Origin of the sequence: Streptomyces sp. NPDC099050, assembly GCF_044759865.1 — a bacterium.
Lineage (GTDB): Bacteria > Actinomycetota > Actinomycetes > Streptomycetales > Streptomycetaceae > Streptomyces.
The window spans coordinates 1-25,964 of the sequence record NZ_JBIWAE010000026.1 but is presented as its reverse complement, the minus strand read 5'-3'; the positions used below and the strand labels follow the sequence as shown (position 1 = coordinate 25,964).

Genomic DNA, 25,964 nt, shown 5'->3' with positions numbered 1-25,964 from the left:
ATAACGGCGGGGTAACGGCAGAACCTAGCGGCCTTCGAACGCCTGTCACAAGTTTGGGCAGTGAACTGACTTCAGGTCAGGCCGTTTTCAGGTGTTTTGGGCGCTCGATTCGGCACGGAAGCGGACCGGCAGCGTCCGCAGCCCCCGCATGATGAGCCCACCCCGCCAGCGCAGCTCCCCGGGGTCCACGGCCAGTTCCAGATCGGGCAGCCGCGTCAGCAGCGTCGCGAGGGGGCGAGCAGCCGCTTTGTCTCCGCGCCACGCACCGTTACTCGCAGCGGCGGAATGGTCGGGCGGACGTACACGGGCGTCCCCGCACGCTGCTCGTTCAGCCACGTCACCAGCAGCGGCCAGGCCCCTCGCTGCCACCAGGACAGCTGCCGCTCACGGATGCGCTGCGCCGACCCGAACTTGACGGGGATCTCCTTCCAGGTGATCCCCGTACGCAGCCGGTGCAGCATGCCGTTCAGCGCCAACCGCAGGTCGATCCTGGTCTTGGTGAACGAAGCGGGCGGGTAGATCGCCTCCAGGATGCTCCGCACACCGGCCCACTCCTCCTCCGTCACATCAGCCGGTACGTCCCGATTCGCGGCCACATGCCATTGCGTCACCGGACAGCGTGTACCGGCCTTCTTCTTGAAGCGGTGGTTCTCCGCCTCGACCTGGATGTCGAACAGGCTGAACAGCTCCGCCTCCTCTTCCAAGCCGGGAGGCTCCGGGCGCAGCCGCGCACCGAGAAGCCGCTCCTGGGAGCACTCCTCACCGAGGAACTCGGTGAGCTGGGCCCAGACCTCGCTCTCGACCTCGTCTGCGTTCAGGAATACGTCGTCACATCCTCGGGCGTTCCCCTTGCAGCGGTACAGGCGCGCCTCACGGCCTCGACCCCCTCCGCCGGTGTAGACCTCACCGCAGTTGCCCTTGATCCGCGTGGAGAGGGGGTACAGGAAGTTCTCACGACGAAACGGGAGGCTGAGTCCCTCCATGGCGGAACGGAGCTGCGCGCGACGTGGCGCGTCGAAGGCCTCCGGCATGGGGATCTTGACGGCATCTCCGTACTTGCGCTTTCCGTCCTCACCAACCGCTGTCTTGCCGCCTTCCTGCCGGTAGGTGACGCAGAGGTCGAGGACAGGTTCACTGCCGAGACGCTTGATGAGGTTGGCGACCGTCCAGGGACGCCCGCTACGGGTGAACCTGTTGTTTTCGTTGAGGCGTGCGCAGGTCTCGGTGTAGTTGAGCCCAAGATCGATCAGGCAGTGCGCCGCCATCCCCAGAGTCTGGACCTCCTCCCCACACAGAACGATGGTCGATCCGCTCCGTCCCTTGTTCAACAACTCGAAGCCGTACGGCGGTGGGCCACCTGCCCAGCCACCCGCCTGCAGCTTCCATTCCCTGCCGCTCCAGGTCCTTGAGAAGATCAGCTCGTGTTCCAGCTCGGCGAGGTGCGCCAGTGTCGGCATGGCGGCTTGGAACTCGTTCTCGTCGTCCGAGTCGATCCGGCCGTCCGAGGTGACTACGCGGGTGCCCTTGTCGACCATCTCCCGGACCCAGTCACTGATGATCCGGGCAGTACGGCCGTACCGGTCCAGCTTCTGCGCGATGGCCAGGTCGACCTTCCCGGCCCGGACGAGACCTTCGATGAGCGCCTTGTCCTCACGCTGATCGAGCTTTCCGGAGACACCGTCGTCCGCGAAGACGCCCACGATCTCGTAGGGGGTGTCTCGCAGACGGCTCTCGAGCCACGACCGGCAGTCCTTCTCCTGCTGCTTGAGTCCGGACCTTATGATCTGCGCCTTCGTCGACACCCGGAGGTAGATGACGACCTGGAGGGCACCGTTCCTGGCCTTGCCGGCCCCGACTCCACTTGCTTTGCTCTTCTTGGGCAGGGTTGAATCACGCACGGTCAGTCCTTCCCGACTGGCAAGTCAGACCCTGGAGCCTTCTTAGCGGGACGCTCCGGGGTCTTGGCGTTTCCAAAGCGTAGGGGCCGCGGAAGGTGCCCGTGGGGAAAACGGGTGCTTCGCCCGCCCGGGGCCGCAATGCCCGCCGGGCCGCTGCCGACCACCGCCTCGGCAAGAGCCGGTCAGAGAGCCTTCCGCGTTTGCGGGGCAGGGCTGGGCGTGAAGCGGACCGGCAGGGTGCGCAGGCCGCGCATGATGAGCCCACCGCGCCAGCGCAGTTCTGACGGGTCTACGGCGAGTTCCAGGTCGGGCAGCCGGGTCAGCAGCTCAGCGAGGGCTGTTTGCCCTTCCAGGCGGGCCAGCGGGGCTCCCACGCAGTAGTGGATGCCGTGGCCGTACCCGAGATGCTGGTTGTCGCTCCTGGCGAGGTCGAGCGTGTCCGGCTCGTCAAACCGCTCCGGGTCGCGGTCGGCAGCAGCGAGGACGACGAGGACGGGGTCTCCGACCGGGATGTCCTGGCCACCGAGAGTCAGCGGCTCCGTCGCGTAGCGCCAAGTGGCCATTTCTACGGGGCCGTCGTAGCGCAACAGCTCTTCGATGCCGGTTTCCAGCAGGTCGGTCTCTCCCGCAGCGAGGGAGGCCTGGAGACGTTCACGCTGGTCCGGGTTCTGGAGCAGGGCGTAGGTTCCGTTGCCGATGAGGTTGATCGTCGTCTCAAAACCGGCGAAAAGCAGCACGAAGCACATGGCGGCGGCCTCGTTCTCGGTGAGGTGCTCGCCGTGATCGCTCGCCCGGATCAGCCCGGAGATCAGGTCGTCGCCCAGGTCGTCGCGCTTGCGGCGGATCAGTTCGACGAGGTAGCTGCGGATCTGCTTGACCGCGCGAGCCACGCCGCCGCGCGGTCCACCCGCATGCCGGATCATCATGCCCGCCCAGTCGCGGAAGTCGTCCTGGTCTTCTCGCGGTACGCCGAGCATCTCGCAGATGGCGTAGATGGGGAGCGGGAAGGCGAACTCGTGGATGAGGTCCGCTTCGCCCTTCTCGCAGAACTGGTCGATGAGGTGGTCGGTCAGTTCCTGCACCCGCGGGATGAACTCGGCGACCCTGCGCGGGGTGAACGCCTTCGACACCAGCCGGCGCAGCCGGGTGTGGTCCGGCGGGTCGATGTTGAGGAGGTGGGTCATCAGCTCCGCCTTGCGCTCCCCGGGGATCCCGGTGCGGCCCTTGGCGTGTGCGGAGCCCTCGTGGTGGGCCGGGTTCTTGCTGAGCCGCTGGTCGGCGAGGGCCTGGCGGGCGTCGGCGTACCGGGTGACGAGCCAGGCCTCGACCCCGCTGGGGAGCGTGGTGCGGTGCACGGGGGCGTGCTCGCGCAGCCAGGCGTACGCCGGGTACGGGTCGGTCGCGAACTCCCAGTCGAACAGGGTCGGAGGTGAGGCGGAGACCGAGGCGGAGACTGGGGTGGAGGCTGGGGTGGAGAGGGGCGCGGGTCCGTCCACGGACTGGTCGGCGGCGGGCTCTTCGGGGGCTGCGGGGGTCTGCTCGTGCACCCGGAGACCGTATCCCGCCCGCCGCCCGTCACCCCATATGGGCTATTTATCGCGGCTGTCCGTAGATCGGCTCTGGCTTGACCTCACGTTCCCCGGCGTTCCTACTTTCGGTTTTGTGGATGTGAGGATCTTGAAAAGCAGCTTCGCGGTGGTGGAGAGACGGGCCGAGCACGCGGTCAAGTTCTTCTACTCCCACCTCTTCTGGCACAACCCCGGAGTCCGTGATCTCTTCCCGGCCTCCCCCGAAGACATGGAACGGCAAAGGGACCGGCTCTTCGCCGCGCTCACCCATGTGATCGCCCACCTGGAGAACGAGACGCTCGTCCCCTATCTACGCGACCTCGGCCGCGACCACCGCAAGTTCCTCGCGGGGCCCGAGCACTACGCGGCCGTGGGCACCAGCCTCATCGCCGCGCTCGCCGAGGCCTCCGGGTCCGCCTGGCACCCCCAGGCGGAGAAGGCCTGGTCAGAGGCGTACCAGGTGATCGCGGAAGCGATGATGGCCGGCGCCGCCGACAGCGAGGACCCGCCCTGGTGGGACGCGGAAGTCGTACGCCACCTGCTGTACGGGGAGGACATCGGCGTCCTGACCCTCCGCCCGCACGCGCACTTCCCCCATCTCCCCGGCCAGTACGCGAGCGTGAGCAGCGACCGGGTGCCGACGACCTGGCGCACGTACTCCCTGGGCAACGCGCCCCGCGCCGACGGCACGCTCGACCTGCACGTCAGCCGGATCGAGGGCGGCCGCCTCAGCACCGCCCTGATCCGTGAGACCCGGCCCGGGGACCTGCTGCGGCTCGGCGCGGCCGGCGGGCAGATGACCTTCCGCCGCGAGGACCGCCCGGTCAGCTTCATAGCCGCCGGCACCGGCTGGGCCCCGGTCCGCGCGATGCTGGAGGACCTGGCGGAACACCCTCCCGATCAGGACGTGCGGCTCTTCGTGGTCGCACGGGACGCCCCGCACCTCTACGACCGCCCGCTCATCGACGCGTACGCCGACTCCCTGGGCTGGCTGAGCGTCACCTACATCACCCCCGCCCCCGGCCGGCACCGCAACCAGGCCACCGACCGGCTGGCGACCGCGCTCAGCAACCGCGGGCTCTGGCCCGACCAGGACGTCTACCTGAGCGGTCCGCCGCAGTTCATCCGGGAGACCTCGTACCTCCTGGAGGGGCTCGGCGCGCGCCCCGACCGGATCTTCCACGACTCCGTGCCCGCCAGTGGCAGGAGCCAGGAGGACGGAAGCCGCCCGATGGGCTTCGGCGAGTGGTTCCTGAACCGCCCCGACCCGCACTGGCACAACCCGTCCGGCCGCGCTCCCCGGGAGTACTGACACCGTCGCGGGGTGGCTCCCGCCGCTGAGGGCTACTCGCCGACGCCCTCGGCCGTACGGATCGCGTCCCGGTAGGTCCGGGCCGCCGCGCGCAGCGCGGTCTCGGGGTCGGTCCCCGCCGCCTCGGCGCGCGCCGCCAGTTCCAGCAGTTCGTACCCGACGCCCTCGCCGCGGGGCAGTTCCACGGGCACCGCCCCCGCACGGGCGCGGCCCGCCAGTTTGGCCGCGAGCGCGAGACCGGGCTGGCCGAGCGGGATCCCGTCGGTCACCGAGTCCCGCTGCTTCTCCTCCTGCTTGGTGCGCTGCCAGTGCGCGTTGACGTCCTGCGGGGTCCGCGCCGTCGCGTCGCCGAAGACGTGCGGGTGCCGGTGGATCAGCTTCTCGACGAGGGACCCGGCCACGTCGTCGATGGAGAACGGCTCGTCCTCTTCGTCCGGACCGCCCTCCTCAGCGATGCGTGCGTGGAAGACCACCTGGAGCAGGACGTCCCCGAGCTCCTCGCGCAGTTCCTCGCGGTCCCCGGCCTCGATGGCCTCGACCAGCTCGTAGGCCTCCTCGATGGCGTACTTCGCCAGTCCCCGGTGGGTCTGCTCCGAGGTCCAGGGGCATTCGCGCCGGACCCGGTCCATGACCTGGACGAGGTCGAGCAGGCGTGCGCCGGGCAGGTCGTACGAGCCCGGCAGCAGCTCCAGGTCCGGGACGGCGACCCGGCCCGAGCCGGCGAAGCGGGCCAGCCCGTCGGTGAGCCGCCGGTCGCCCTCGCCGCTGAGCAGGACGACGACGGTGTGCCCGCCGGCGCACTCCTCGATCAGCGCCTGGGCGTCGGGTGCCTCCAGGGCGACGTCGACGCCGGCTTCGCGCAGGTAGGGGAGCTGGACGTGGCCCGGGTCGGCGCACAGCACCCGGTCCGCGGCGTGCAGGGTCTGCCAGGCGGGCCAGGACAGCATGCCGGGGGCCACCCGGTGGCTGGTGGTCAGCAGCACGATGCGGCCGGTGGGCTCGGAGGACACGTCGTCAGTCACCCTCCGAACCTACCTCCCCCGGGCGAGGGCCTAGGCGCCGGCCGGGGGCTGCTCGGGACGGGTGACCTGGGTGATCCACGGGGTCGAGTGCTCGCCGAGGGTGACGCGCTGGGCGTCCCAGACGCCGTAGCGCGGGTTGACCTCGATGCCGAGCTCCGCCGCGGCCTTCGCGGCGGGCTCGGCGAGCTTGCCCTCGCCGTACTTGGCGTTCAGCTTCTCGAAGAGCACCTGGTCGCGGACCCAGCGCTCGATCTGGTCGGGGGCGACGGCGGCCTTCTGCAGGATCGCCTCCTCGAAGGCCGCGGCCCCGCGGTTGCCCTCGTCGTACGCCTTGCGGGCGTCCTGGAGCTCCTTGGGGGTGACGGCGATCCCGGCGTCCTTCGCCATCCGGTCGAGGATCCGGCTCTGCAGCATCGTGCTGAGCTTGACCCGGTCGAGCTGCGGGACGGCCGCGATGAGCTCGGCCGCGTGTTCGGAGCTGTTCTGTGCGGTGCGGACGTCGTTCACCTGGGCCTGGAGCGCGGAGGTGGTGATCCGTTCGCCGCCGATCACGGCCGCGGTGCCGGGGCGGGCTTCGCCCGAGCACGCGGACAGCAGAGGGGCCGCCAGGAGCAGGGCGGCGGAAACGGAGAGCGCTGTGCGACGGTGCAAAGGAGCCTCCAGGGCCGGGAGATTGTGCTTCGGTGCACAAGGGCCGTGCGGTGATCGATGTTATGCAGTCGGGGTGATCAGAGCCACTGGTTCGACCAACGATTCCGGGGGTGTTGGGGTTCGCGTCCCTCAATGGCCACCCTTCGGCCCACCGGGAGTGCCACGGTCGGCCCACCATGTCGACACCGCACCGCTCCCCGCGCCGCCCGTCCCTGTTCGGTTCGGCGCTCGCCGCCCTGGTCACGGTGGTGGCCGTGGTCGCCGGGGACGCCGTGGCGCGCGTCTTCCCGTACGGGCCGCGCCATCGCAGCATCAACGACCTCGGCAATCAGTTCGTGCCGTTCCACGCGCACCTGTGGGACCTGCTGCACGGGCGCGCCGCGGGCGGACTGCTGCTGAACTGGCAGTCCGGGTACGGGAGCAGCTTCCTGCCCGATTTCGGGACCTATCTGACCAGCCCGTTCGCGGTGCTGGTGGGGCTGTTCCCGCGCCAGGACATCGACCTCGCGGTGTACGTGGTCACCGTGCTCAAGGCGGCGGCCGCGGCGGCGGCGATGGCCTGGCTGCTGCGCACCCAGCGGCGCGGGCCGGCGTGGGCGGCGGGGCTGCTCGGGGCCTCGTACGCGCTGTGCGGCTGGTCGGTGATCGAGGCCTCGTACAACCCGATGTGGATGGACGGGCTGATCGCCTTTCCGCTCCTGTGTCTGACGGGTGAGTGGGCGCTGCGCGCGCGCCGGCCCGTGGCGGCCGTCGTGGTGGTGGCGCTCTGCTGGACGGCGAACTTCTACACCGCCTACATGGCGACGCTGGGCGCGGTCCTGGTGCTTCTGGTCCGGCTGCTCCTCACCCGGGAGGGCGTGAAGGACCGGCTACGGGTCCTCGCGCGGGCGGCGCTGACCACCGTGCTGGGCGTCGCCCTGTCGGCTCCGGTGCTCGTGCCCCTCTTCCTCAGCTCGAAGCAGGCCTACCCGGGGTGGTTCAAGCCCTTCGTCCCGGTGCCGGCCGAGGACCTGCTGGCCCGGCTGCTGCCCGCCACCTACTCCTTCTCCTCCCCCGCCCTGTTCATCGGCACCGGGGCCCTGCTGCTCGCGGCGGCCCTGCCCTTCCACCGGGCCGTGGCCGGGCGGGAGCGGCTGGTGTGGACGGGGCTCGTCCTGCTGGTGCTGCTGTCCTTCCAGTGGATGCCGACGCACCTGGCCTGGCACCTCTTCGCGACGCCCAACGGCAGCCCGTACCGGCAGACCTTCGTGCTGGCCGGGATCGTGGCGATGGCCGCCTGGGCGGGGCTGTCGGCCGGCCCGCCCGGGCCGTGGGCGCTGGCGGGCGGCGCCGGGGTGCTGGGGGGCGTCCTGCTCGGGGCGAGCGGGAGCGGGCTGGCGACCCCCTGGGGCCTCGCCCTCTTCGGCGGCGGCCTGGTCCTGGCGGGGGCCGCCTGGTGGGCGCTGCGCCACCGGCGCCTGGTCCTGCCGGCGGCGGCCGTGCTGGCGCTGGTGCTGCTGGCCCAGGCGGCGGCGACCACCGCCCACGGGCAGCGGGGCAAGCTGGCGGGCCTGGACGACTACCCGGTGTGGGGCGCGGCGCACACCGCGCGGGCCGATGCCCTGAAGGGCGCCGAGGGCTGGCCCGCGTACCGCACGGACGCCGGGCGGCCGGCGCTGACCGGCAACGACCCGATGCTGCTGGGCGGGGAGGGCGGCGCGTACTACAGCAGCCACACCCCGGACCTGTTCACGCGGACCATGGTGGCCCTCGGGGCGGGCTGGACCTCGCGCGGCCGCAACGTGCAGAGCCTCGACAACCCGGTGACGGACGCCGTGTTCTCCGTCGGCGCCCGGCTGCGGCCCGACGGCACGGTCGCGCGGGCGGAGGTGCCGCCGCTGGTCACGGTCCGCCCGGAGGGACCGGAACCGGCGTACGGGGCCTCGCCCTTCGCCAACCAGGAGCTCCTGCTGGGTGCGCGGGTGTACGAGGATCCGCTCTCCCCCGGGGTCTGCCGGGCGGGGACCGAGGCCTTCCTGTGGGCCCCGGAGTACAACGGGACGGCCCGCCTCGCGGACGGGCCGGCCTTCCGGCTGAACGCCAACCCGCCGCGCAACAGGGCGGCCCTGCAGCCCCTGGGGCCCTCGCACGGCCGGGCCTCGGTGCTGCTCTTCGAGGGGGCGGCGCCGGCGCACCGGCAGCTGTCCTGCCTGGACCGCTCCCTGCTGACCGCGGCGGTCGCCCGGCTGCGGGCCACGGCGGCGGTGTCCGTACGGGTCGGCTCCTCGGGCGTCCACGCGGTGCTCCCGCCGGGCAGCACGGGCACGGCGGTGCTCTCCGTCCCCGCGATCGCGGGCTGGAGCTGCGACGGGCGCCCGGCCTCGGCCCGGCTGGGCCTGGTCGCGATCCCGCTGGACGGCCGCACCACCAGCCTCACCTGTACCTTCCGCCCGCCGGGCCTCGTCCCGGGCGCGGCCGTGGCGGCCGGGGCCCTGCTGGTCCTGGCGGTCCTGCTGGGCCTGCGGCGGCGGACCCGGCCAGTACGTCAGCCGACCCGGCCGGTCGGTCAGCGGACCCGTCCGGTCGATCAGCGGACCCGTCCGGTGGTCAGCCGACCCGGTCGGTAGGTCAGCCGACCCGGCCGGTAGGTCAGCGGACCTGACCCAGCCAGTGCAGGGTGCGGCGGACCTCCTCGGTGAAGGGGTGGTTCGGGCCGTGCAGGCGTTCCGCGTCGAAGAGGAGGCGGGCCAGGGTGTCGTGGGCCGCCGGGCGGTCGCCGAGGGAGAGCAGCAGGTGCGCTATCCGGCGGCGGACCTCCAGCGGGAGGCCCGGGTCCGGGTTCGCGTAGTGGTTCTCGAAGAGCGGCAGCAGCGCGCGGTACTCGGCGAGGGCGGCCGCCGGTTCGCCGAGCTGCTCCAGGCACTGGGCCGCGTCGTAGCGGAAGCGCAGGGCCTGCGGGTCGCCGGCCGGGAACTCCTCCGCGAGCCGCCGCAGTTCGGGCAGGGCGCGGCGGTACTGGCCGTCGTCCATCAGGGTGGCCGCGTACTGCTTGCGCAGGGAGCGGACCACGGGCGAGTGTGCGCCGTGCTGCTCGGCCGCCGCCGGGAGGATGCCGCCGAGGATGTCCACGGCCTGGGTGAGCCTGCCCTGGTCGAGGAGCTTCTTGGCCTCCTCCACGGCCGCCGGGACGTCCGGCCTCGGCGGCGGGGGCGGGGTGGCGGGCCGGGGCGGGATCACGGTGGCGCGGTCGGGCCAGGGGGCCTGCGGGCGCAGGAAGGGGCGGGTCGGGTCGAGGGGGCCTGTCGGGGCGCCCGAGCCGTGGTGGGGCAGCAGCGGCGCGAGGGCCGCGTACACCGCCTGCGCGGAGGCGGGCCGGTCCTGCGGGTCCTTGGCCAGCAGCTTCAGCAGCAGGGCTTCCAGCTGCTGCGGTACCTCGGGGCGCAACTGGCGGACCGGCAGCGGGGGTTCGTACAGGTGCCGGTGGAGCACCCCGAGCGCCGTGGAGCCGGCGAAGGGGACGTTGCCGGAGAGCAGCTCGTACAGGACCACGCCGAGCGCGTAGAGGTCGGTGTGCGGGCCCACGGCTCCGCCCATGGCCTGCTCGGGGGCCATGTACGCGGGGCTGCCGATGGGCGAGCCGGTGCTGGTGAGGCGGGTGGTGTCGGTGTCCATCACGGAGGCGACACCGAGGTCCAGGACCAGCACGGTCCCGTCGGGTCGGACCATGACGTTGCGCGGCTTCAGGTCCCGGTGGACGATCGGCACCGCGTGCACGGCCGACAGCACCGAGCACAGCTGCGCGATCACCGAGACCGCCCAGGGCCACGGGTAGGGGTCGTGCTCGGCGAGGTGGTCGGCGAGGTCGGCGCCCTCCACGTACCCCATGACGAGGTACAGCTCGTCGCCGTCGCTGCCCGCGTCGTGGACGGTGACCAGTCCGGGGTGGTCGACCTGGGCCGTGACCCGGCATTCGCGCACGAAGCGGCGGCGCAGCTCCTCGGCCACGGAGCCGGGGCCGGCCACCTTGTCGGGGCGCAGCAGTTTGACCGCGACGCGGCGGTCCAGGCGCCGGTCGTAGGCCGTCCAGACCTGGCCCATGCCGCCCTGGCCCAGGATGGTGGCGAGCTGGTAGCGGTCGCCGATGAGCCGGTCCGTCACGGGCGGGGGTCCTCGTCGCGGGGCGGCTGCTGACGGCGCAGGAGCTCGCTGAGCTCGTCGAGTTCGGCGCGGACCTGCCCGATGCGCGGGGGCGGGGTCGGGGAGGGTGCGGACTCGGGGGTCTGCTGCGGGGCGGTCTGGTGGGGCTGCTGGTGCTGCGACTGGTGCTGCGGCTGCTGGTGCTGCGACTGGTGCTGCTGCTGGTGCCGCTGCGGGGCGGGCTGGGCCGCCGGCGGGTAGCCGTAGGCGGGCCCGGCCTGCTGCTGGGGCGGTACGTAGGAGGAGGCGGGCGGCGGGTACCAGCCGGCCGCGGCGGGGCCGGACTTGAGCGCCTCGAAGTGCCTGATCTCGGCCACGAGGTAGTAGATGCACACCACGAGGCCGTTCAGCAGCGTGCCGAAGGCCCCCGCGTTGCCCTGCCAGCCGCTGGCGTCGGCGGTCGGGTCCGCGCCGATCAGCGCCAGCGACCCGACCTCGACCGCGCAGGAGACCCCGAGCAGCCACCAGTCCCGGGACTTGCGGGTGACCAGCGCGAGCCGCAGCATCGTCCCCCAGGCGAGGAACCCGCAGCTCAGGATGGGCAGCAGCGCGAACAGCACGCGCAGGGCCACCACGCCCCCGGTGCTGGGCTGGTGACCGTGGGGCGGCGGAGTGCCTGGGCCGTGCATCGCTGCTCCTGACGGGCCGTGCGGAGAAAGGGCGGAAGGACGAAGAACTGCGGGGGATTCCGGGTCAGAGCGTATACAGCGTTCCCGGCCGGGAGTGAGGGGATGCGCTCAACCGTTGTACGGTCGCAGCCCCGGGCGGTCGGTCGCCCCGGCCGGGTGGGTCATTCCGGCCGGACCGTGCCGTCCGACAGCCCGTCGTACAGCCCTTGTACGAGCTGCTCCCCGAGCCGGGCGGCCAGCCTCAGGGCGTCCTCGAACTCGGCCAGCGCCCGGAACCGCGCCCCGTAGACCTCCTGCTCGGTCCGCGGCAGCCGGGGCAGTTCGAGGCGGCGCACGTCGAGCCGGGTCGTGGTGGAGGCGTGGCTGCTGGCGCGCCGGTTGTTGGCGGTGGCGCGCAGGAAGCCGGCCAGGAACCAGGGGTCCAGCGCGGCCGGGTCGGGCCGCAGCAGCTGTAGGCCCCGGCCGAGCGCGGCCCCGGCGGTGGCCGCGTCGACCACGCGGGCCACGCCGGCGCCACCGGTGAGGGGGACGACCACATCACCGGGCGCGGTCAGCAGCGGCTGCTCCGCGGCGTCGGCCGGCGTGCCGGAGGGGCCGGTGCCGGCGCTCACGTCGTACTCGGTCAGGACGGGGGCCCGGCCCGCCCCGCCGCCGGTGCCCGTGTACAGGAGCAGGGCTCCGGCGCGGGCGAGTTCGCCGACGGTGGTCAGCGGCAGCCTGGCCGGCGCGGCGGCGGGACCGTCCGGGGAGGCGGCGGGCGGGGCCGGCGGGGTGAGCCGGGCCGCGCGGGTCAGCGTCGAGTCCAACCGGTCCCGTACGGCGGTCAGCTCGGCCACGCCGCCGCCCGCGGCGGGCGGCGGCAGGTGGCGGGCCGGGGTCAGGTCCACGTCGTCGTCGAGCAGCTCCACGACGGGCACCACGCGGCGCACGCCCGGGAGGTCCGGGACGTCCGGGGCCGGGCCGCCGCGCTCGTACGCCGTCCAGGCCTCCTCCACCGCACCGTGCACGGCGGCCCACCCGGCCCGCCCCGGACCCGGTCCGGGACCGTCGGCGAGCGCGGCCGTGTCCACGAGGAGCAGCCCGGAGGGGGCCGCGGCGTGCGGGGCGGGCCTGCGCAGCACCCACAGGTGCAGCGGGATCCCGTACGGCGGCGCGGCGCCGGCCGGGAGGGCCACGACGGCTCGCAGCGCGCCCCGGCGCAGCAGGTCGGCGCGGATGCGGCGGCCGGAGCGGCGGGCGGCGGCGGCGGGCGGCATGAGCAGGACGGCGGTGCCGCCCTCGCGCAGGTGGGCCAGGGCGTGCTGGACCCAGGCGAGTTCGGATTCCGCGCGGGCGGGCAGCCCGTACTCCCAGCGCGGGTCGTAGGCCAGCTCCTCGTGGCCCCAGTTGCGTTCGTTGAACGGCGGGTGGCAGAGAACGGCGTCGACCGGTTCGGCGGCGGGGCGCGCGAAGGCGTCGGCGCGCAGGCTGTCGGCGGCGGCCGCGCGGACCGGGGCGTCCGACTGGAGGGCGAGGCGCAGGGCGGCGAGGGAGGCGAGTTCGGGCGAGCTGTCCTGCGCGTAGCGGGTGATGGCCCCGGGGACGGCCCGCAGCAGGGTGCCGGTGCCGCAGGCGGGGTCCAGGACGGTCTTGGGCGACGGCCCGGCGAGGGCGGCCATGAGGGTGGCGAGGCCGTCCGGAGTGAGCGTGTACTGGCGGGGGTTGGCTTCGAGGTGGCGGCCGAGCAGGAACTCGAAGGCGCCCTTGGTGCCGAGTTCGGCGGCGAGTTCGGCGGCGGCCCGCAGGAGGGGCACGGAGGCGGGCGCCAGGGGGGCGGTGGCTCCGAGCGGGTGCACGGGCCCGAACCGCAGGGCGAGCACCCGGTCCAGGGCGGGCGCCAGCAGGGTGGCCATCCGCTCGTCGGAGACGGCCGCGGCCTCCAGCCACTCCCTGGGCCGGTCGCGTACGAGGAGCAGCGCGCTCCCGGCCTTGACGAGCGCGGCCACGGAGCCGCCGGGGTGGGCGGCGACGTACTGCCAGACGCGCTCGCGCAGCGGCACCTCGGCCAGCTTGCCCTGGGCCCGGAGCCAGTCGGTGACCTCGGCCAGCGCGAAGGAGGGGCTGGTCTCGGTGCCGCCGACGGGGCGGGGGAAGTCGGTGTGCCTGCGGCGCCAGTTGCTCACGGCGGCGCGGCCGACTCCCGCGAGGCGGGCGATGTCGGCGGCGGTGACTTCGGGGGCGGCTTCGGGGGTCGCTTCGGCGGGGGCTTCGGCGGGGGCTTCGGGGGCGGTGACGCGGGGGGCGGCTGGGGCCTCGGTGGGGGGCTTCTGCTCCGGCATGTGCGCGAGCATACAGCCGCAGAGCGGAGAGACTCCTTCACAGTGTGAATTTAACAATCTCCCAGAAACTCGTTGACTCGGTTCACAGGCTCTGTTGTGATGATCCCACCGAACAGGCCGTCAGATCAGGCAGGAGCCACACACATGTCCCAGACCACGCGCACCAGTTGGATCGCCCGCGCCGCCCGCACCAAGGTCCTGGCGGGATGCGGCGCGGCCGTCGCCCTCGTGACGCTCACCGCATGCGGCGGCGCCGACACCCCCGCCGACAAGGGCGCCGACGCGGCCGCCTCGAAGCCGGCGGCGAAGAGCAGCGCCCCGGCCCCCGACGCGGGCAAGGCGAAGTCGGCCATCAAGGGCAGCGGCACCTTCCAGGTCGGCTCCGACGTCCAGCCCGGCCTCTACCGCTCGGCGGGCAACAAGGCCGACGACAACTGCTACTGGGAGCGCGCCAAGGACTCCAAGGGCGAGCCGGAGTCGATCTTCGACAACGCCAACGTCGTGGGCCTCTCGTACGTGGCCATCGGCGCCACCGACAAGATCTTCAAGACCGAGGGCTGCAAGGGCTGGGAGCTCGTGGACCCGAAGGCCAAGGGCACGCCGAAGGCCGAGATCTCCGGCAAGGGCGGCATGCTCAAGGTCGGCGTCGACATCGCGCCGGGCACCTACAAGTCCGCGGGCTCCACCGAGGACGGCAGCGGCTGCTACTGGGAGCGCACCAAGGACGCGACCGGCAGCCTCGACACGGTCATCGCCAACGAGAACCCCGAGGGCCAGGCCGTCGTGACGATCGCCGCCGGGGACGGCTTCTTCACGACGGTCGACTGCCAGGACTGGAAGAAGAGCTGACCAAAGGCCTGAGGCGGGAAGTGGTCCGGGCCCGGCCCAAAGGGCGGCCCATGACCTGATGCAGGGGGTGGTCCAGGGCCCGGCCCGAACGGCGGCGGCCCAGGACCCGACCCAGGGGGAACCATCGAAGACCTCGGCTTCACCGCCGAGAAGACACGGGAGAAGCACGGCGGCAGGAAAGGGTTCCTGCCTTTACGGGACGTTCCGACCCCCCGGAAGGCGAACCACCCCAAACGGGCGTAGCGTCGCAAACGGGATCACGGAAGGAGCCCGAGCATGGGGATTTTCGACAGGTTCAAGGACAAGGGCAAGGACATCTCCGACAACCTCGAACAAGAGGCCAACGAGAAGACCGGCAACAAGTACGCCGACCAGATCGACAAGGCCCAGCAGCAGATGGAAGAGAAGCTCGGCATCGACGACGACCCGAACAAGTAGCCTCCGCGGGAACGCGATCGGCCGCGAACCGGGACCGGAAGGTCCCCGCCGCGGCCGTCGCCGTACCTACGGGCGCCGTACCTACGGGCGCCATACCTACGGGCGCCATACCTACGGGCGCCATACCTACGGGCGCCGCGCCCGGGGGCGCCGCGCCTACGAACCGAGGATCGTGGCGAGGAACTCCCCGGTCCAGCCCAGCAGTTCCCGTCCGACCAGCGGCTTCCCGCCCACCCGGGCGGTCTTCGGCCGCGGCACCAGCACCTGCGAGGCGGCCGGCTTGATCACCGAACCCGGGTAGAGCCGCTTCAGCCGCAGCTCTTGCGATTCGCGCAACTCCACGGGCCCGAAGCGGATGTTGGGGCCCTGGAGGGTGATGTCGCCGACCCCGCAGGCGCGGGCGAGCATCCGCAGTCCGGCCACCAGCAGCAGGTTCTCCACCGGCTCCGGCAGTTTGCCGTAGCGGTCGGTGAGCTCCTCGCGGACCGCCTTGACGTCCTCCTCGGAGTTGGCCGCCGCGATGGACCGGTACGCCTGGAGGCGCAGCCGCTCGCCCGGCGCGTAGTCGTGCGGGACGTGCGCGTCGACCGGCAGCTCGATCTTGACCTCCAGCGGCGGCTCCTCCTCGACCGCTCCGTCGACGGCCGACCGGTAGTCGGCCACGGCCTCGCCGACCATCCGGATGTAGAGGTCGAAGCCGACGCCCGCGATGTGGCCAGACTGCTCGCCGCCGAGCAGGTTGCCCGCGCCGCGGATCTCCAGGTCCTTCATCGCCACGTACATGCCGGCGCCCATCTCGGTGTGCTGGGCGATCGTCGCGAGCCGCTCGTGCGCGGTCTCGGTCAGCGGCTTCTCCGGCGGGTAGAGGAAGTACGCGTATCCGCGCTCGCGGCCACGGCCCACGCGGCCGCGCAACTGGTGCAGCTGGGAGAGGCCGAAGTTGTCGCCGCGCTCCACGATGAGGGTGTTGGCGTTGGAGATGTCGATGCCGGACTCGACGATCGTCGTGGAGACGAGGACGTCGAACTTCTTCTCCCAGAAGTCCACCACGACCTGTTCCAGGGCCTGTTCGGACATCTGGCCGTGCGCCGTCGCGATGCGCGCCTCGGGCACGATCTCGCGCAGTTTGGCGGCCGCCCGGTCGATGGATTCGACCCGGTTGTGGATGTAGAAGCACTGGCCCTCGCGGAGCAGCTCGCGGCGGATCGCGGCGCCGATCTGCTTCTCCTCGTAGGGGCCGACGAAGGTCAGGACCGGGTGGCGCTCCTCGGGCGGGGTGGTGATCGTGGACATCTCGCGGATGCCGGTGACCGCCATCTCCAGGGTGCGCGGGATGGGGGTCGCGGACATCGTCAGCACGTCCACGTTGGCGCGCAGCTTCTTCAGCTGCTCCTTGTGCTCGACGCCGAACCGCTGCTCCTCGTCGACGATGACCAGGCCCAGGTCCTTGAACTTGGTCTCCTGCGAGAACAGCCGGTGCGTGCCGATGACGATGTCGACGGAGCCCTCGCGCAGGCCCTCCAGCGTCACCTTGGACTCGGTGTCGCTCTGGAAGCGGGACAGCGCCTTCACCTTGACCGGGAACTGCGCGTACCGCTCGGAGAAGGTGCCGAAGTGCTGCTGCACCAGCAGCGTGGTCGGGACGAGGACGGCGACCTGCTTGCCGTCCTGGACCGCCTTGAAGGCGGCGCGGACCGCGATCTCGGTCTTTCCGTAGCCGACGTCCCCGCAGATCAGGCGGTCCATGGGAACCGACTTCTCCATGTCCTCCTTGACCTCGGCGATGGTGGTGAGCTGGTCGGGGGTCTCCGCGTACGGGAAGGCGTCCTCCAGCTCGCGCTGCCAGGGGGTGTCGGGGCCGAAGGTGTGGCCGGGGGCCGCCATGCGGGCGCTGTAGAGCTTGATGAGGTCGGCGGCGATCTCCTTGACCGCCTTCTTCGCGCGCGCCTTGGTCTTGGTCCAGTCGGCGCCGCCGAGCCGGTGCAGGGTCGGGGCCTCGCCGCCGACGTACTTGGTGACCTGCTCCAGCTGGTCGGTGGGGATGTAGAGGCGGTCGCCGGGCTGGCCGCGCTTGGCCGGCGCGTACTCGACGAGCAGGTACTCGCGGGTGGCGCCCTGCACGGTGCGCTGCACCATCTCGATGTAGCGGCCGACGCCGTGCTGCTCGTGGACGATGTAGTCGCCGACCTCCAGGGTGAGGGGGTCGATCGTCTTGCGGCGCCGGGTCGGCATCCGGCCGAGGTCCTTGCTGGCGGTGCGCTGACCGGTCAGGTCGGTCTCGGTGAGGACGGCGAGTTTGAGGACCGGGTCGACGAAGCCGTTGTCGAGGGAGCCGCACGAGACGTGGACCAGCGAGGGCTCCAGCTCGGTGACGTCCGCCTCCAGGCGGGCCGCGATGCCCTCACCGCCGAGCACTTCGACGGTACGGGCGGCCGGGCCGTGGCCCTCGGTCAGGAAGACGGTGCGCCAGCCGTCGGCGAGCCAGGCCTTGGTGTCGGCGAGCGCGCGGGCGGTGTCGCCGCGGTAGGCCTCGGGGGCGTGCATGCCGAGGGAGAGGGTGTCGCGGCCGATCGCCCCCGCCGCGTCAGCGGCATACGTCAACGTCTCGTCGGCGGCGAACGGGGACACCGACCACCACATCATGCCGAGCTCGCGCGCGTGCTCCCGTACGTCGGCGATCCCGCGGAGCGAGGCCGCGCCCACGTCGATGGGGGCCTCGCCACCGCCGGCGGTGGCGGCCCAGGAGGCCATCAGGAACTCCTGCGAGGTCGCCACCAGGTCCGAGGCCCGCGTCCGCACCCGCTCCGGATCGCACACGACGGCCATCGACCCGGCCGGCAGGACGTCGATCAGCAGCTCCATGTCGTCGACCAGGACCGGCGCCAGGGACTCCATGCCCTCGACGGCGATGCCTTCGGCGATCTTGTGGAGCAGTTCGCCCAGCTCGGGGTGGAGTTCGGCGAGGGCCGCGGCGCGCCCGCGCACCTCGTCGGTCAGCAGCAGTTCGCGGCAGGGCGGGGCCCACAGGCCGTGCTCGGCGATCTCCAGGGAGCGCTGGTCGGCGACCTTGAAGTAGCGGATCTCCTCGACCTCGTCGCCCCAGAACTCCACGCGCAGCGGGTGCTCCTCGGTGGGCGGGAACACGTCGAGGATGCCGCCGCGCACCGCGAACTCGCCGCGCTTCTCGACGAGTTCCACGCGGGCGTACGCGGCTGCGGCGAGTGCCCCCGTCACCGCGCCGAGGTCCACGCTCTCGCCCTGGCGCAGGCTCACCGGGACCAGGTCCCCGAGCCCCTTGACCTGCGGCTGGAGCACGGAGCGGATCGGCGCGACGACCACGGAGACCGGGCCGGTGGCGGGGTCGTCCTTGCTCGGGTGCGCGAGGCGGCGCAGTACGGCGATCCGGCGGCCCACGGTGTCGCTGCGCGGGCTCAGCCGTTCGTGCGGCAGCGTCTCCCAGGAGGGGTACTCCGCCACCTCGTCGGGGGGCAGCAGGGAACGCAGCGCGGCGGCCAGGTCCTCCGCCTCCCGTCCGGTGGCGGTGACCGCGAGCACGGTCCGCTGGGTGCGGGTGGCCAGCGCGGCGATGGCGAAGGGCCGCGCGGCGGCCGGGCCGACGAGGTCCACGTGCATGCGGTTGCCGTCGCCGGCCGCGGTGACCGCCTCGGCGAGTGCGGGATCCCGGGTGACGGCGTCGAGCAGTCCGTGCAGGCTCATGAAGGCGGCTTTCCGTCCGGTGAGGTGCGGCACGTCCCCGCGAGGCGGCAACGCGAAGGGCCCGACACGTCGAACGGGCCGGGGGATCCCACCCTACGACGCGGCTCCGACACCCGCGCGTGGGATCCGGGTCCCCCGTGGGGGTGATGGAACTGGCGCGGACTGGGCCGACCTGATTACGCTTAGCCCGACAGTTAGTCCACCCCTGCCCCATGCCCTGGAGTGCGCGATGGAAGCGGCCCGGCAGTACAACGTCCACGAGGCGAAGACGAACTTCTCCAAGATCCTGGAGACCGTCGCCACCGGCGAAGAGGTGATCATCAGCAAGGCCGGCGAGCCGGTCGCCAAGGTGATCCCGCTCGCGGGGAAGGTCCGGCGGACAGACTACGGCGCGCTGCGCGGCCTGGTGGAGATCGCCGACGACTTCGACGACCTCCCCGACGGGTTCGCCGAGGCCTTCGGGGCCGACGCATGAGCATTCTGCTCGACACGCACGTCGTCCTGTGGTGGCTGGGGGGCGAGCTGTCCGACGAAACACGGGATCTCCTGGCCCACGAGCGGTACGTCTACATGAGCGCCGTGACCCCGTGGGAGATCTCCGTGAAGCAGGCCACGGGAAAGCTGAACAGTCCGGAAGACCTGGCGGTGCGCGCGCGGGATACGCAGTTCCTCCCCCTGCCGATCACCGCGGAACACGGCGTCCGGGCGGGGCGGCTGCCCGCCCACCACAAGGACCCCTTCGACCGGATACTGATCGCCCAGGCCCAGGCCGAGGGCCTCACCCTCGTCACCCGGGACAAGCACATCCCGCTCTACGACGTGCCCGTCATGAGCGTGTGAACGACCCCGGCCCCGCCCCACCCGAAAGGGTGAGGCGGGGCCGGGGCTCCCCCGAACGACCGACCGGCGACTACTCGCTGGCGATCGCGTTCAGGACGTTCATCCGGCCCGCCCGGAAGGCCGGGACCAGGGCGGCCAGCAGGCCGACCAGGGCGGAGCCGGCGAACACGCCGAGGATGGTGGGCCACGGGATCTCGAGGATCTTCATGCCCTCCAGTGCGAGGAGCTGGTGGGCGGTGGCGCCCCAGCCCATGCCCAGGCCGAGGCCGAGCAGGGCGCCGAAGAGGGCGATGACCACCGACTCCAGGCGGATCATGCGGCGCAGCTGGCGGCGGGAGAGGCCGATGGCGCGCATCAGGCCGATCTCGCGGGTCCGCTCGACCACCGAGAGGGCCAGGGTGTTCACCACGCCCAGGACCGCGACGATGATCGCGAGGGCGAGGAGGGCGTAGACCACGTTCAGCAACTGGCCGACCTGGTCCTTCAGTGCCTGCTTGTAGTCGGTCTGGTTGAGCACCTGGTACTGCGGGTACTCGGCCAGATCAGCCTTGACCGCCTTGTACGCGGCGGCGTCCTGGCCGTCCTTCGCGGTGGCCAGCAGCATGAAGGGCCTGGGCATCTTGTCGGCGGGCAGGTTCGCCTCGGCGACGGCGGTGCTGATGTACTTCATGCCCTTGTCGAGGTTGCCCTCGTCGCTGGTGATCGCCGCGACCTTGAGCTTGGTGGTCTTGCCGCCGGTGAAGGCGACCGTCAGCTCGTCACCGAGCTTCACCTGGTGCTTGGTGGCGAATTCGGAGCCCACCGACATCGAGCCCGGCTTGTACGCCGCCGCGTGCTCGCCGGCGATCATCTTGCGGCGGATGTCCTTCGCGTACGTGGGGTCCGTGGCTCCGAGGCCGTAGATCTCGGTGGTGCCGTCGGGGGTGGTGATCTTGGCGTCCACCTCCCGGTAGGCCGTGACGTGGTCCAGGCCCTGCGTGGCCCGCAGTGCCTCCTCGGCCTGTGGTACGACCGGCTGGCCCGTCATGGACTGCACCATGAAGTCCGCGCCGACCGACTTGTCGAGCTCGTCGGTGGCCGAGGCCACCATCGAGGAACCGACCACCGACAGGCAGGCGACCAGCGCGAGGCCGATCATCAGCGCGGCGGCGGTGGCGCCGGTGCGGCGCGGGTTGCGCAGCGCGTTGCGCTCGGCGAGGCGGCCTATGGAGCCGAAGGGCCGCAGCACCGGGGCGGACAGTGCCCGGACCACGACGCCCGCGAGGAGCGGGCCGATCACGATGAAGCCGATGAGGGTGAACAGGACGCCCAGCCCCAGCCACTGCGCTCCGGTGCCGGCGGTGTCGGCGGTCCCGGCGAGGTACAGGCCCGCGGCACCGATGCCGGTGAGGCCCAGGCCCAGGGCGGCGCGGATCCGGCCGGCCTTCTTGTCACCGGGGGTGCCGGACTCGCGCAGGGCCGCCATCGGGGAGACCTTGCCGGCCCGGCGGGCCGGTATGAAGGCGGAGACGACGGTGACGACGACACCGAGGACGATGCCGATGACCGGCGTGGTCCAGGCGATGGTCAGGTCCTCGGTGGACAGGCTCATGCCCATCTGGCTCATGAGCTGCATCAGGCCGACGGCCAGGCCGACGCCGGCGGCGACGCCGAGGATCGAGCCGACCACGCCGAGCAGCAGGGCCTCGATGACCACCGACTTGAGCACCTGGCCGCTGTCGGCGCCGATGGCCCGCATCAGGCCGATCTCACGGGTGCGCTGGGCGACCAGCATCGAGAAGGTGTTGAAGATCAGGAAGATCCCGACGAGGAAGGCGATCGCGGCGAAGCCGAGCATCACCCACTTCATGATGCCGAGGAAGTCCATGCTCTTCTTGTTCGCGTCCGCGGCTTCCTTCGCGGTCTGCAACTTGTAGGTGTCGGCGCCGAGGGCGGCGGCGACGTTCGCCTTGAGCTGCGCGTCGCTCACCCCGTCCTTGGCGGTGACGTTCAGGTGGGTGAAGGCGTCCGGGGCGCCGAGCAGCTTCTGCTGCGCGGTGGCGGTGTCGAAGTAGACGACGGTCGCACCCGGGTTGGTCACGGTGAAGGCGGCGATGCCGGTGATCTTGGAGCGGACGTCGCCGGTGACGGCGATGGTGCGGATGTCGTCACCGAGCTTCAGGTGGTGCTTCTTCGCGGTGTCGCCGTCGATCATCACGTCGGTGGGGCCGCGCGGGGCCTGCCCCTCGATGATCTTCATCGACTTCAGTTCGTTCTCGGTCCAGTTGCCCGCGAAGGTCGGGGCTCCGGTGGTCGAGCCGAGGTTCTCGTTCTTGGAGTTGACGACGGTGACCGCCATCGAGGAGACGCCGCCCTCGACGGACTTCACGCCCTCGGCCTTCCCCACCTGCCCGACGACGGAGGCGGGCAGCGCCTGCGGCTTGCCGGTGTCGGGGGTCTCCCCGCTGTTCTCGGCCTCCTTCGGGGTGACCGTGACATTGGAGTTGGTGACCGCGAACAGCTTGTCGAAGGTCGTGTTCATGGTGTCCGTGAACACCAGCGTCCCGCAGACGAAGGCGACGGACAGCAGGACGGCCACGGCGGAGAGCGCCATGCGCCCCTTGTGCGCGAAGAAATTGCGCCGCGCGGTCTTCATGACGGTCATGACGTCCGCCCACGCGCGTCGAAGTCCTTCATGCGGTCCAGGACCTGGTCGGCGGTGGGCCGGTGCATCTCGTCCACGATCCGGCCGTCGGCGAGGAAGATGACGCGGTCCGCGTAGGAGGCGGCGACGGGGTCGTGGGTGACCATGACGATGGTCTGGCCCAGCTCGTTCACCGAACGGCGCAGGAAGCCCAGGACTTCCGCGCCGGCCCGGGAGTCGAGGTTTCCGGTCGGCTCGTCGCCGAAGATGATCTGGGGCCGGGAGGCCAGGGCGCGGGCGACCGCCACGCGCTGCTGCTGGCCGCCGGAGAGCTCGGTCGGACGGTGCTTGAGGCGGCCCGCCAGGCCCACGGTCTCCACGACCCGGTTCAGCCACTCCGCGTCGGCCTTGCGGCCGGCGATGTCCATGGGGAGCGTGATGTTCTCCAGGGCGTTGAGCGTCGGCAGCAGGTTGAAGGCCTGGAAGATGAAGCCGATCCGGTCCCGGCGCAGCTGCGTGAGCTTCTTGTCCTTCAGCCCGGTGATCTCGGTGTCGTCCAGGAAGATCTGGCCGCTCGTCACCGTGTCCAGACCGGCCAGGCAGTGCATCAGCGTGGACTTGCCGGAGCCCGAGGGCCCCATGATCGCGGTGAACTGGCCGCGGTGGATGTCCACGTCCACCGCGTCGAGGGCAACCACCCGCGTCTCGCCGGAGCCGTAGGCCTTGACGACCTTCCGCGCCCGCGCCGCGACGGCCTCATGCCCTCCAGTACCCCCGTGCCTGGTTTCGGTCATAGCCGTTGTCACGGTGTTTCCCCTCGTTCTTCTGATGCGTACGGTCGTCGGTTCGATGTCACTCGCGCGCTGTGCCGCGCTTCATTCGAAGTCTGCTGGGCGGGGTTCCGCGGCGCGCTGGTGCCAATCGCCGTATCCATAGGGGTGCTAGCCCTACCCCCCGGACTCCCGCCCTGTAGAAACCAGTTAAGGACCTCCGCGCCCTTTCCTCCTCCTCCCCTGGGACGAAGCGCCCCTGGATCCTTGTGAGGACCAACCCCTAGGGGATCTCGCCCATGGGGACGAGGCGCCCTGAGGGGATACCGCCCCGTCATGCCGCAGTGAGATGGTGTCCGCGCAGGTACGCACGGGGGAAAGGGTTTTCCATGGGCTCAGGGGAGAGCACGGGCGCGAGCACCGGCGAAAATGCCGGAGGCATACCCGGGGGCGCCCCCGCCGCACCCGGAAGCCGTCCCTCCTACGAGGCGGGTGCCAAAACAGGTGCCAAGACGGGCGCCGCGACGGATCCGGCTCCGGCTCCGGCTCCGGCTCCGGCTCCGGCTCCGGCTCCGGGGGCGGAGTCCCCGCCCGGGCGGCCCCGTACCGCCGTCGTCGCCGCCCTGATGCTGACCATGAGCCTCGTCGCCCTCGACGCCGCCATCGTCGCCACCGCCGTCCCGCAGATCGTCGGCGACCTCGGCGGCTTCGCCGTCTTCTCCTGGATCTTCTCGGGCTACGTCCTGGCCGGAACGGTCACCCTGCCCCTCTACGGCAAGCTCTCCGACACCTACGGCCGCAAGCCCGTCCTGCTCCTCGGCATCAGCCTCTTCCTGCTCGGCTCGCTGCTGTGCGCGGCCGCCTGGAACATGGCCGCCCTCATCGCCTTCCGGATCCTCCAGGGCCTGGGCGGCGGCGCCCTGCAAGGCACCGTCCAGACCCTGGCCGCCGATCTCTACCCGCTCAAGGAACGGCCGCGCATCCAGGCCCGGATGTCCGCGGTCTGGGCCACCTCGGCACTGGCCGGCCCCGCGCTCGGCGGGCTGATCGCCACGTACACCGACTGGCGCTGGATCTTCCTGCTCAACCTGCCGCTTGCCGCCGCCGCCCTGCTGATCATCAGCCGCCACCTGGTCGAGCCCACCCGGCCCCCCGGCCGCACCGGCCCGGTCGACTGGCAGGGAGCCGTCGCCGTCTTCGTCTGCGGGGGGCTGCTGCTCTTCGCGCTGGTGCAGGGCGGAGTCGCCTGGCCCTGGCTGTCGGTGCCCTCGCTGGGCCTGCTGGGAGCGAGCGCCGCGCTGGGCGCGCTCGTCGTCTGGATCGAACGCCGGGCCGAGCAGCCCATCCTGCCCGGCTGGGTGTGGCGCCGGCGCACCATCGCCGCCGTCAACCTGGCCATGGCCGGGCTCGGCCTGCTGATGGTCGCCCCGATGGTGTTCATGCCGACGTACGCCCAGACCGTACTGGGCCTCGGCCCGACCGGCGCCGGCCTGGTCACCTCCGCGATGACCCTGAGCTGGCCGATCAGCGCCGCCCTCGCCCAGCACGTCTACCGGCGCATCGGCTTCCGCAACACCGCCGCCACCGGGGTCGCCCTGGCCGCCGCCGTCCTCGGCGCCTTCACCCTGCTCCCCTATCCCCCGCCGGTCTGGCAGCCCGTTCTGATCATGCTGCTGCTGGGCGGGGCCCTCGGCCTCTTCCAGCTCCCGCTGATCGTCGGGGTCCAGTCCACGGTGGGCTGGGAGGAGCGCGGAACCACCACGGCCTCGGTGCTGTTCTGCCGCAACGTCGGGCAGAGCGTCGGAGCGGCGCTGCTGGGGGCCGTGGCCAACGCCACCATCGCCGGCCGGCTGGCGCAGGCCCCGGTGGCCGGTCTCCCCTCGAACCTGGACGAGGTCTCCAAGGCCCTGACCCACCCCGACCTCCTCGCCCCCGAGGCCGCCGAGTACCTGCGCCGGGCGGTGGCCGCCGCCGGGGACCACATCTTCCTCGGCGCGACCCTGGCGGCGGCCGCGTCGGCGCTGGTGCTGCTGCTGGTGGCGCCGCGGCGGTTCCCGGTCCTGCCGGAACAGCGGGAGGGCTGAGGGGGGCCGAGGGCGACTTGTCATGCCCGGACTGAACCGGTAACCCTCTTCGGAGACGCCGCACTCCGGGGGGACCACACATGACGTCCGCGCTCTTCGCACTCGCCTTATTCGCCGCCCTGGCGGGCCCGGTCACCCTGCGCCTGATCCGCCACCCCGGCTTCGTCACCGGCCGCGACGGCCGCCTCTCCACCTCGACCACGCTCGCCCTGGCCTGGACCGTGATCCTGCTCTGGCTGCTCCTGGCCACCCTCGGCTACGGACTCACCGCGGGCGGCGGCATCGACTGGTTCCAGGGCCCCGAAGGCCCCCTCTCCGCCCTGACGACCGTCTACCTCCCGCTGCTCGGGGGCCCGTACGCCGCCCTCATCGCGGCGAAGGCGGTGGTCGGCATGCGGGTGGAGCGGGGCTCCCTGGCCAAACCGGCACCCAAGGGCACGGAGCGGCGCCCGCTCCACGACCTGATCTCGAACGACGGCGGCCGGACCGACCTCGTCGACCTGCAGTACGTGGCCCTGAGCGCGGTCACGATGCTCTACGTCATCACGTTCTTCCTGTCGGACGTGGGCGGCGGGCTGCCGAAGCTGCCCTCCGACATGTGGGCGCTGACGGGGGCGCCGGCCGGCGCCTATCTCCTGAACAAGTTGGCAGTGCGGGGCAATCCGGTGATCACCGGCGTCTCCGTCACGGACGGCCTGCTGACGGTCGAGGGCGGCGGCTTCGGGGACAATCCCCGGATCGAACTGGACGGCACGCCCCTCCCCACCACCGTCACCCCCAAGGGGTCCCTGTCGGCCCCCCTCCCCCCATCGGCGCCCCCCGCCTTCACGGTGGCGGTCACCACCCACGGCCTCCGCAGCGACCCGTTCCCCCACGACCCCCCGGCCGACCAGCCGGCCTGACCCAACCTCCGCCGCAACACCCTGCACGGACCGAAGCCCCACCGCGCCCCTTGCCGCTGCGCGGGGCGAAGCTCCCCTACCCGCCCTTCCACCGTTCCCCGGGCTCCGCCCGGACCCCGGTCCTCAAACGCCGGACCGGCTGGGAGGGGTACCGGGCTGCGCCCGGA

At 72.0% G+C, this 25,964-nt stretch carries 18 protein-coding genes and 1 pseudogene; 8 read left to right on the top strand and 11 right to left on the bottom strand.

Annotation, left to right across the window (positions count from 1 at the left end; translation table 11 throughout):
- Window positions 1-87 precede the first annotated feature (87 nt).
- The 3 genes and pseudogenes from ACIQV3_RS33140 to ACIQV3_RS33130 all read right to left on the bottom strand — a co-directional run.
- Window positions 88-231: pseudogene (locus tag ACIQV3_RS33140) on the bottom strand (cytochrome P450); the annotation flags it as partial.
- On the bottom strand, window positions 216-1,898 hold the full coding sequence (locus tag ACIQV3_RS33135; RefSeq protein ID WP_403718895.1) for a recombinase family protein: 1,683 nt from the start codon (window positions 1,896-1,898) through the stop codon (window positions 216-218). The gene ACIQV3_RS33135 and the pseudogene ACIQV3_RS33140, both read right to left, overlap by 16 nt.
- Window positions 1,899-2,080: 182 nt before the next feature.
- Window positions 2,081-3,445 carry a cytochrome P450 gene (locus ACIQV3_RS33130; protein ID WP_403718892.1) on the bottom strand — a complete coding sequence of 455 codons (1,365 nt, stop codon included), beginning with the start codon at window positions 3,443-3,445 and terminating at the stop codon, window positions 2,081-2,083.
- A 148-nt stretch (window positions 3,446-3,593) separates the two neighbouring features.
- Here ACIQV3_RS33130 and ACIQV3_RS33125 point away from each other — a divergent pair, with 148 nt between their 5' ends.
- A complete protein-coding gene (locus ACIQV3_RS33125; protein ID WP_403718889.1) occupies window positions 3,594-4,778 on the top strand; it encodes a globin domain-containing protein in 1,185 nt (394 codons plus the stop codon).
- A gap of 32 nt (window positions 4,779-4,810) precedes the next feature.
- Here the strand turns inward: ACIQV3_RS33125 and ACIQV3_RS33120 are convergent, their stop codons facing one another.
- Window positions 4,811-5,800: a nucleoside triphosphate pyrophosphohydrolase gene (locus ACIQV3_RS33120; RefSeq protein WP_403718886.1), complete on the bottom strand. Its 990-nt coding sequence runs from the start codon at window positions 5,798-5,800 to the stop codon at window positions 4,811-4,813.
- Window positions 5,801-5,830: 30 nt separating this feature from the next.
- Window positions 5,831-6,451, bottom strand: coding sequence for a SurA N-terminal domain-containing protein (locus tag ACIQV3_RS33115; RefSeq protein WP_403718885.1), 621 nt, complete (start codon window positions 6,449-6,451; stop codon window positions 5,831-5,833).
- A 176-nt stretch (window positions 6,452-6,627) separates the two neighbouring features.
- On the opposite strand from ACIQV3_RS33115, the gene ACIQV3_RS33110 reads away from it, so the two are divergent.
- Window positions 6,628-9,057 (top strand): YfhO family protein, encoded by a 2,430-nt coding sequence (locus ACIQV3_RS33110; protein ID WP_403718882.1) that lies wholly within the window; start codon window positions 6,628-6,630, stop codon window positions 9,055-9,057.
- A 22-nt stretch (window positions 9,058-9,079) separates the two neighbouring features.
- Here ACIQV3_RS33110 and ACIQV3_RS33105 read toward each other — a convergent pair whose 3' ends face one another.
- The 3 genes from ACIQV3_RS33105 to ACIQV3_RS33095 form a co-directional block, all read right to left on the bottom strand.
- Window positions 9,080-10,588: a protein kinase gene (locus ACIQV3_RS33105; protein WP_403718879.1), complete on the bottom strand. Its 1,509-nt coding sequence runs from the start codon at window positions 10,586-10,588 to the stop codon at window positions 9,080-9,082.
- On the bottom strand, window positions 10,585-11,256 hold the full coding sequence (locus ACIQV3_RS33100; RefSeq protein WP_403718876.1) for a hypothetical protein: 672 nt from the start codon (window positions 11,254-11,256) through the stop codon (window positions 10,585-10,587). Before ACIQV3_RS33100 ends, ACIQV3_RS33105 begins: the two co-directional genes overlap by 4 nt.
- Window positions 11,257-11,417: 161 nt before the next feature.
- Window positions 11,418-13,574, bottom strand: a complete 2,157-nt coding sequence (locus ACIQV3_RS33095) for an N-6 DNA methylase (protein WP_403718872.1) — start codon at window positions 13,572-13,574, stop codon at window positions 11,418-11,420.
- Between the two features lie 144 nt (window positions 13,575-13,718).
- On the opposite strand from ACIQV3_RS33095, the gene ACIQV3_RS33090 reads away from it, so the two are divergent.
- Together ACIQV3_RS33090 and ACIQV3_RS33085 are read left to right on the top strand one after the other, a co-directional pair.
- The gene (locus ACIQV3_RS33090) at window positions 13,719-14,423 is read left to right on the top strand and encodes a hypothetical protein (protein WP_403718869.1); all 705 of its coding nucleotides are present in this window, start codon (window positions 13,719-13,721) and stop codon (window positions 14,421-14,423) included.
- Between the two features lie 276 nt (window positions 14,424-14,699).
- Complete coding sequence (locus ACIQV3_RS33085; RefSeq protein ID WP_327253092.1) at window positions 14,700-14,861, top strand: Rv0909 family putative TA system antitoxin; 162 nt, start codon at window positions 14,700-14,702, stop codon at window positions 14,859-14,861.
- Window positions 14,862-15,017: 156 nt separating this feature from the next.
- On the opposite strand, the gene mfd is transcribed toward ACIQV3_RS33085, so the two are convergent.
- Window positions 15,018-18,578: a transcription-repair coupling factor gene (mfd, locus tag ACIQV3_RS33080; RefSeq protein ID WP_403718866.1), complete on the bottom strand. Its 3,561-nt coding sequence runs from the start codon at window positions 18,576-18,578 to the stop codon at window positions 15,018-15,020.
- Between the two features lie 229 nt (window positions 18,579-18,807).
- Between mfd and ACIQV3_RS33075 the strand changes: the two genes are divergently transcribed.
- Entirely contained in the window at window positions 18,808-19,053 is a 246-nt protein-coding gene (locus ACIQV3_RS33075) for a type II toxin-antitoxin system Phd/YefM family antitoxin (RefSeq protein ID WP_403718863.1), read from the top strand.
- Window positions 19,050-19,418: a type II toxin-antitoxin system VapC family toxin gene (locus tag ACIQV3_RS33070; RefSeq protein ID WP_403718860.1), complete on the top strand. Its 369-nt coding sequence runs from the start codon at window positions 19,050-19,052 to the stop codon at window positions 19,416-19,418. The genes ACIQV3_RS33075 and ACIQV3_RS33070 overlap by 4 nt, the downstream gene beginning before the upstream one ends.
- A gap of 70 nt (window positions 19,419-19,488) precedes the next feature.
- Here ACIQV3_RS33070 and ACIQV3_RS33065 read toward each other — a convergent pair whose 3' ends face one another.
- Window positions 19,489-22,062, bottom strand: coding sequence for an ABC transporter permease (locus ACIQV3_RS33065; protein WP_403718858.1), 2,574 nt, complete (start codon window positions 22,060-22,062; stop codon window positions 19,489-19,491).
- Complete coding sequence (locus tag ACIQV3_RS33060) at window positions 22,059-22,835, bottom strand: ABC transporter ATP-binding protein (protein ID WP_403718857.1); 777 nt, start codon at window positions 22,833-22,835, stop codon at window positions 22,059-22,061. The genes ACIQV3_RS33065 and ACIQV3_RS33060 overlap by 4 nt, the downstream gene beginning before the upstream one ends.
- Window positions 22,836-23,200: 365 nt before the next feature.
- Here ACIQV3_RS33060 and ACIQV3_RS33055 point away from each other — a divergent pair, with 365 nt between their 5' ends.
- On the top strand, window positions 23,201-24,895 hold the full coding sequence (locus ACIQV3_RS33055) for an MFS transporter (RefSeq protein ID WP_403718853.1): 1,695 nt from the start codon (window positions 23,201-23,203) through the stop codon (window positions 24,893-24,895).
- 80 nt (window positions 24,896-24,975) lie between these two features.
- The gene (locus ACIQV3_RS33050; RefSeq protein ID WP_403718850.1) at window positions 24,976-25,797 is read left to right on the top strand and encodes a hypothetical protein; all 822 of its coding nucleotides are present in this window, start codon (window positions 24,976-24,978) and stop codon (window positions 25,795-25,797) included.
- Window positions 25,798-25,964 lie beyond the last annotated feature (167 nt).

Excerpts from the sequence above, each read along its gene's own strand:
- ACIQV3_RS33085 (WP_327253092.1), top strand. The coding sequence starts at position 14,700 with ATGGGGATTTTCGACAGGTTCAAGGACAAGGGCAAGGACATCTCCGAC.
- ACIQV3_RS33070 (WP_403718860.1), top strand. The coding sequence starts at position 19,050 with ATGAGCATTCTGCTCGACACGCACGTCGTCCTGTGGTGGCTGGGGGGC.
- ACIQV3_RS33110 (WP_403718882.1), top strand. The coding sequence starts at position 6,628 with ATGTCGACACCGCACCGCTCCCCGCGCCGCCCGTCCCTGTTCGGTTCG.
- ACIQV3_RS33065 (WP_403718858.1), bottom strand. The coding sequence starts at position 22,062 with ATGACCGTCATGAAGACCGCGCGGCGCAATTTCTTCGCGCACAAGGGG.
- ACIQV3_RS33060 (WP_403718857.1), bottom strand. The coding sequence starts at position 22,835 with ATGACCGAAACCAGGCACGGGGGTACTGGAGGGCATGAGGCCGTCGCG.
- mfd (WP_403718866.1), bottom strand. The coding sequence starts at position 18,578 with ATGAGCCTGCACGGACTGCTCGACGCCGTCACCCGGGATCCCGCACTC.
- ACIQV3_RS33100 (WP_403718876.1), bottom strand. The coding sequence starts at position 11,256 with ATGCACGGCCCAGGCACTCCGCCGCCCCACGGTCACCAGCCCAGCACC.
- ACIQV3_RS33075 (WP_403718863.1), top strand. The coding sequence starts at position 18,808 with ATGGAAGCGGCCCGGCAGTACAACGTCCACGAGGCGAAGACGAACTTC.
- ACIQV3_RS33055 (WP_403718853.1), top strand. The coding sequence starts at position 23,201 with ATGGGCTCAGGGGAGAGCACGGGCGCGAGCACCGGCGAAAATGCCGGA.
- ACIQV3_RS33090 (WP_403718869.1), top strand. The coding sequence starts at position 13,719 with ATGTCCCAGACCACGCGCACCAGTTGGATCGCCCGCGCCGCCCGCACC.
- ACIQV3_RS33050 (WP_403718850.1), top strand. The coding sequence starts at position 24,976 with ATGACGTCCGCGCTCTTCGCACTCGCCTTATTCGCCGCCCTGGCGGGC.
- ACIQV3_RS33095 (WP_403718872.1), bottom strand. The coding sequence starts at position 13,574 with ATGCCGGAGCAGAAGCCCCCCACCGAGGCCCCAGCCGCCCCCCGCGTC.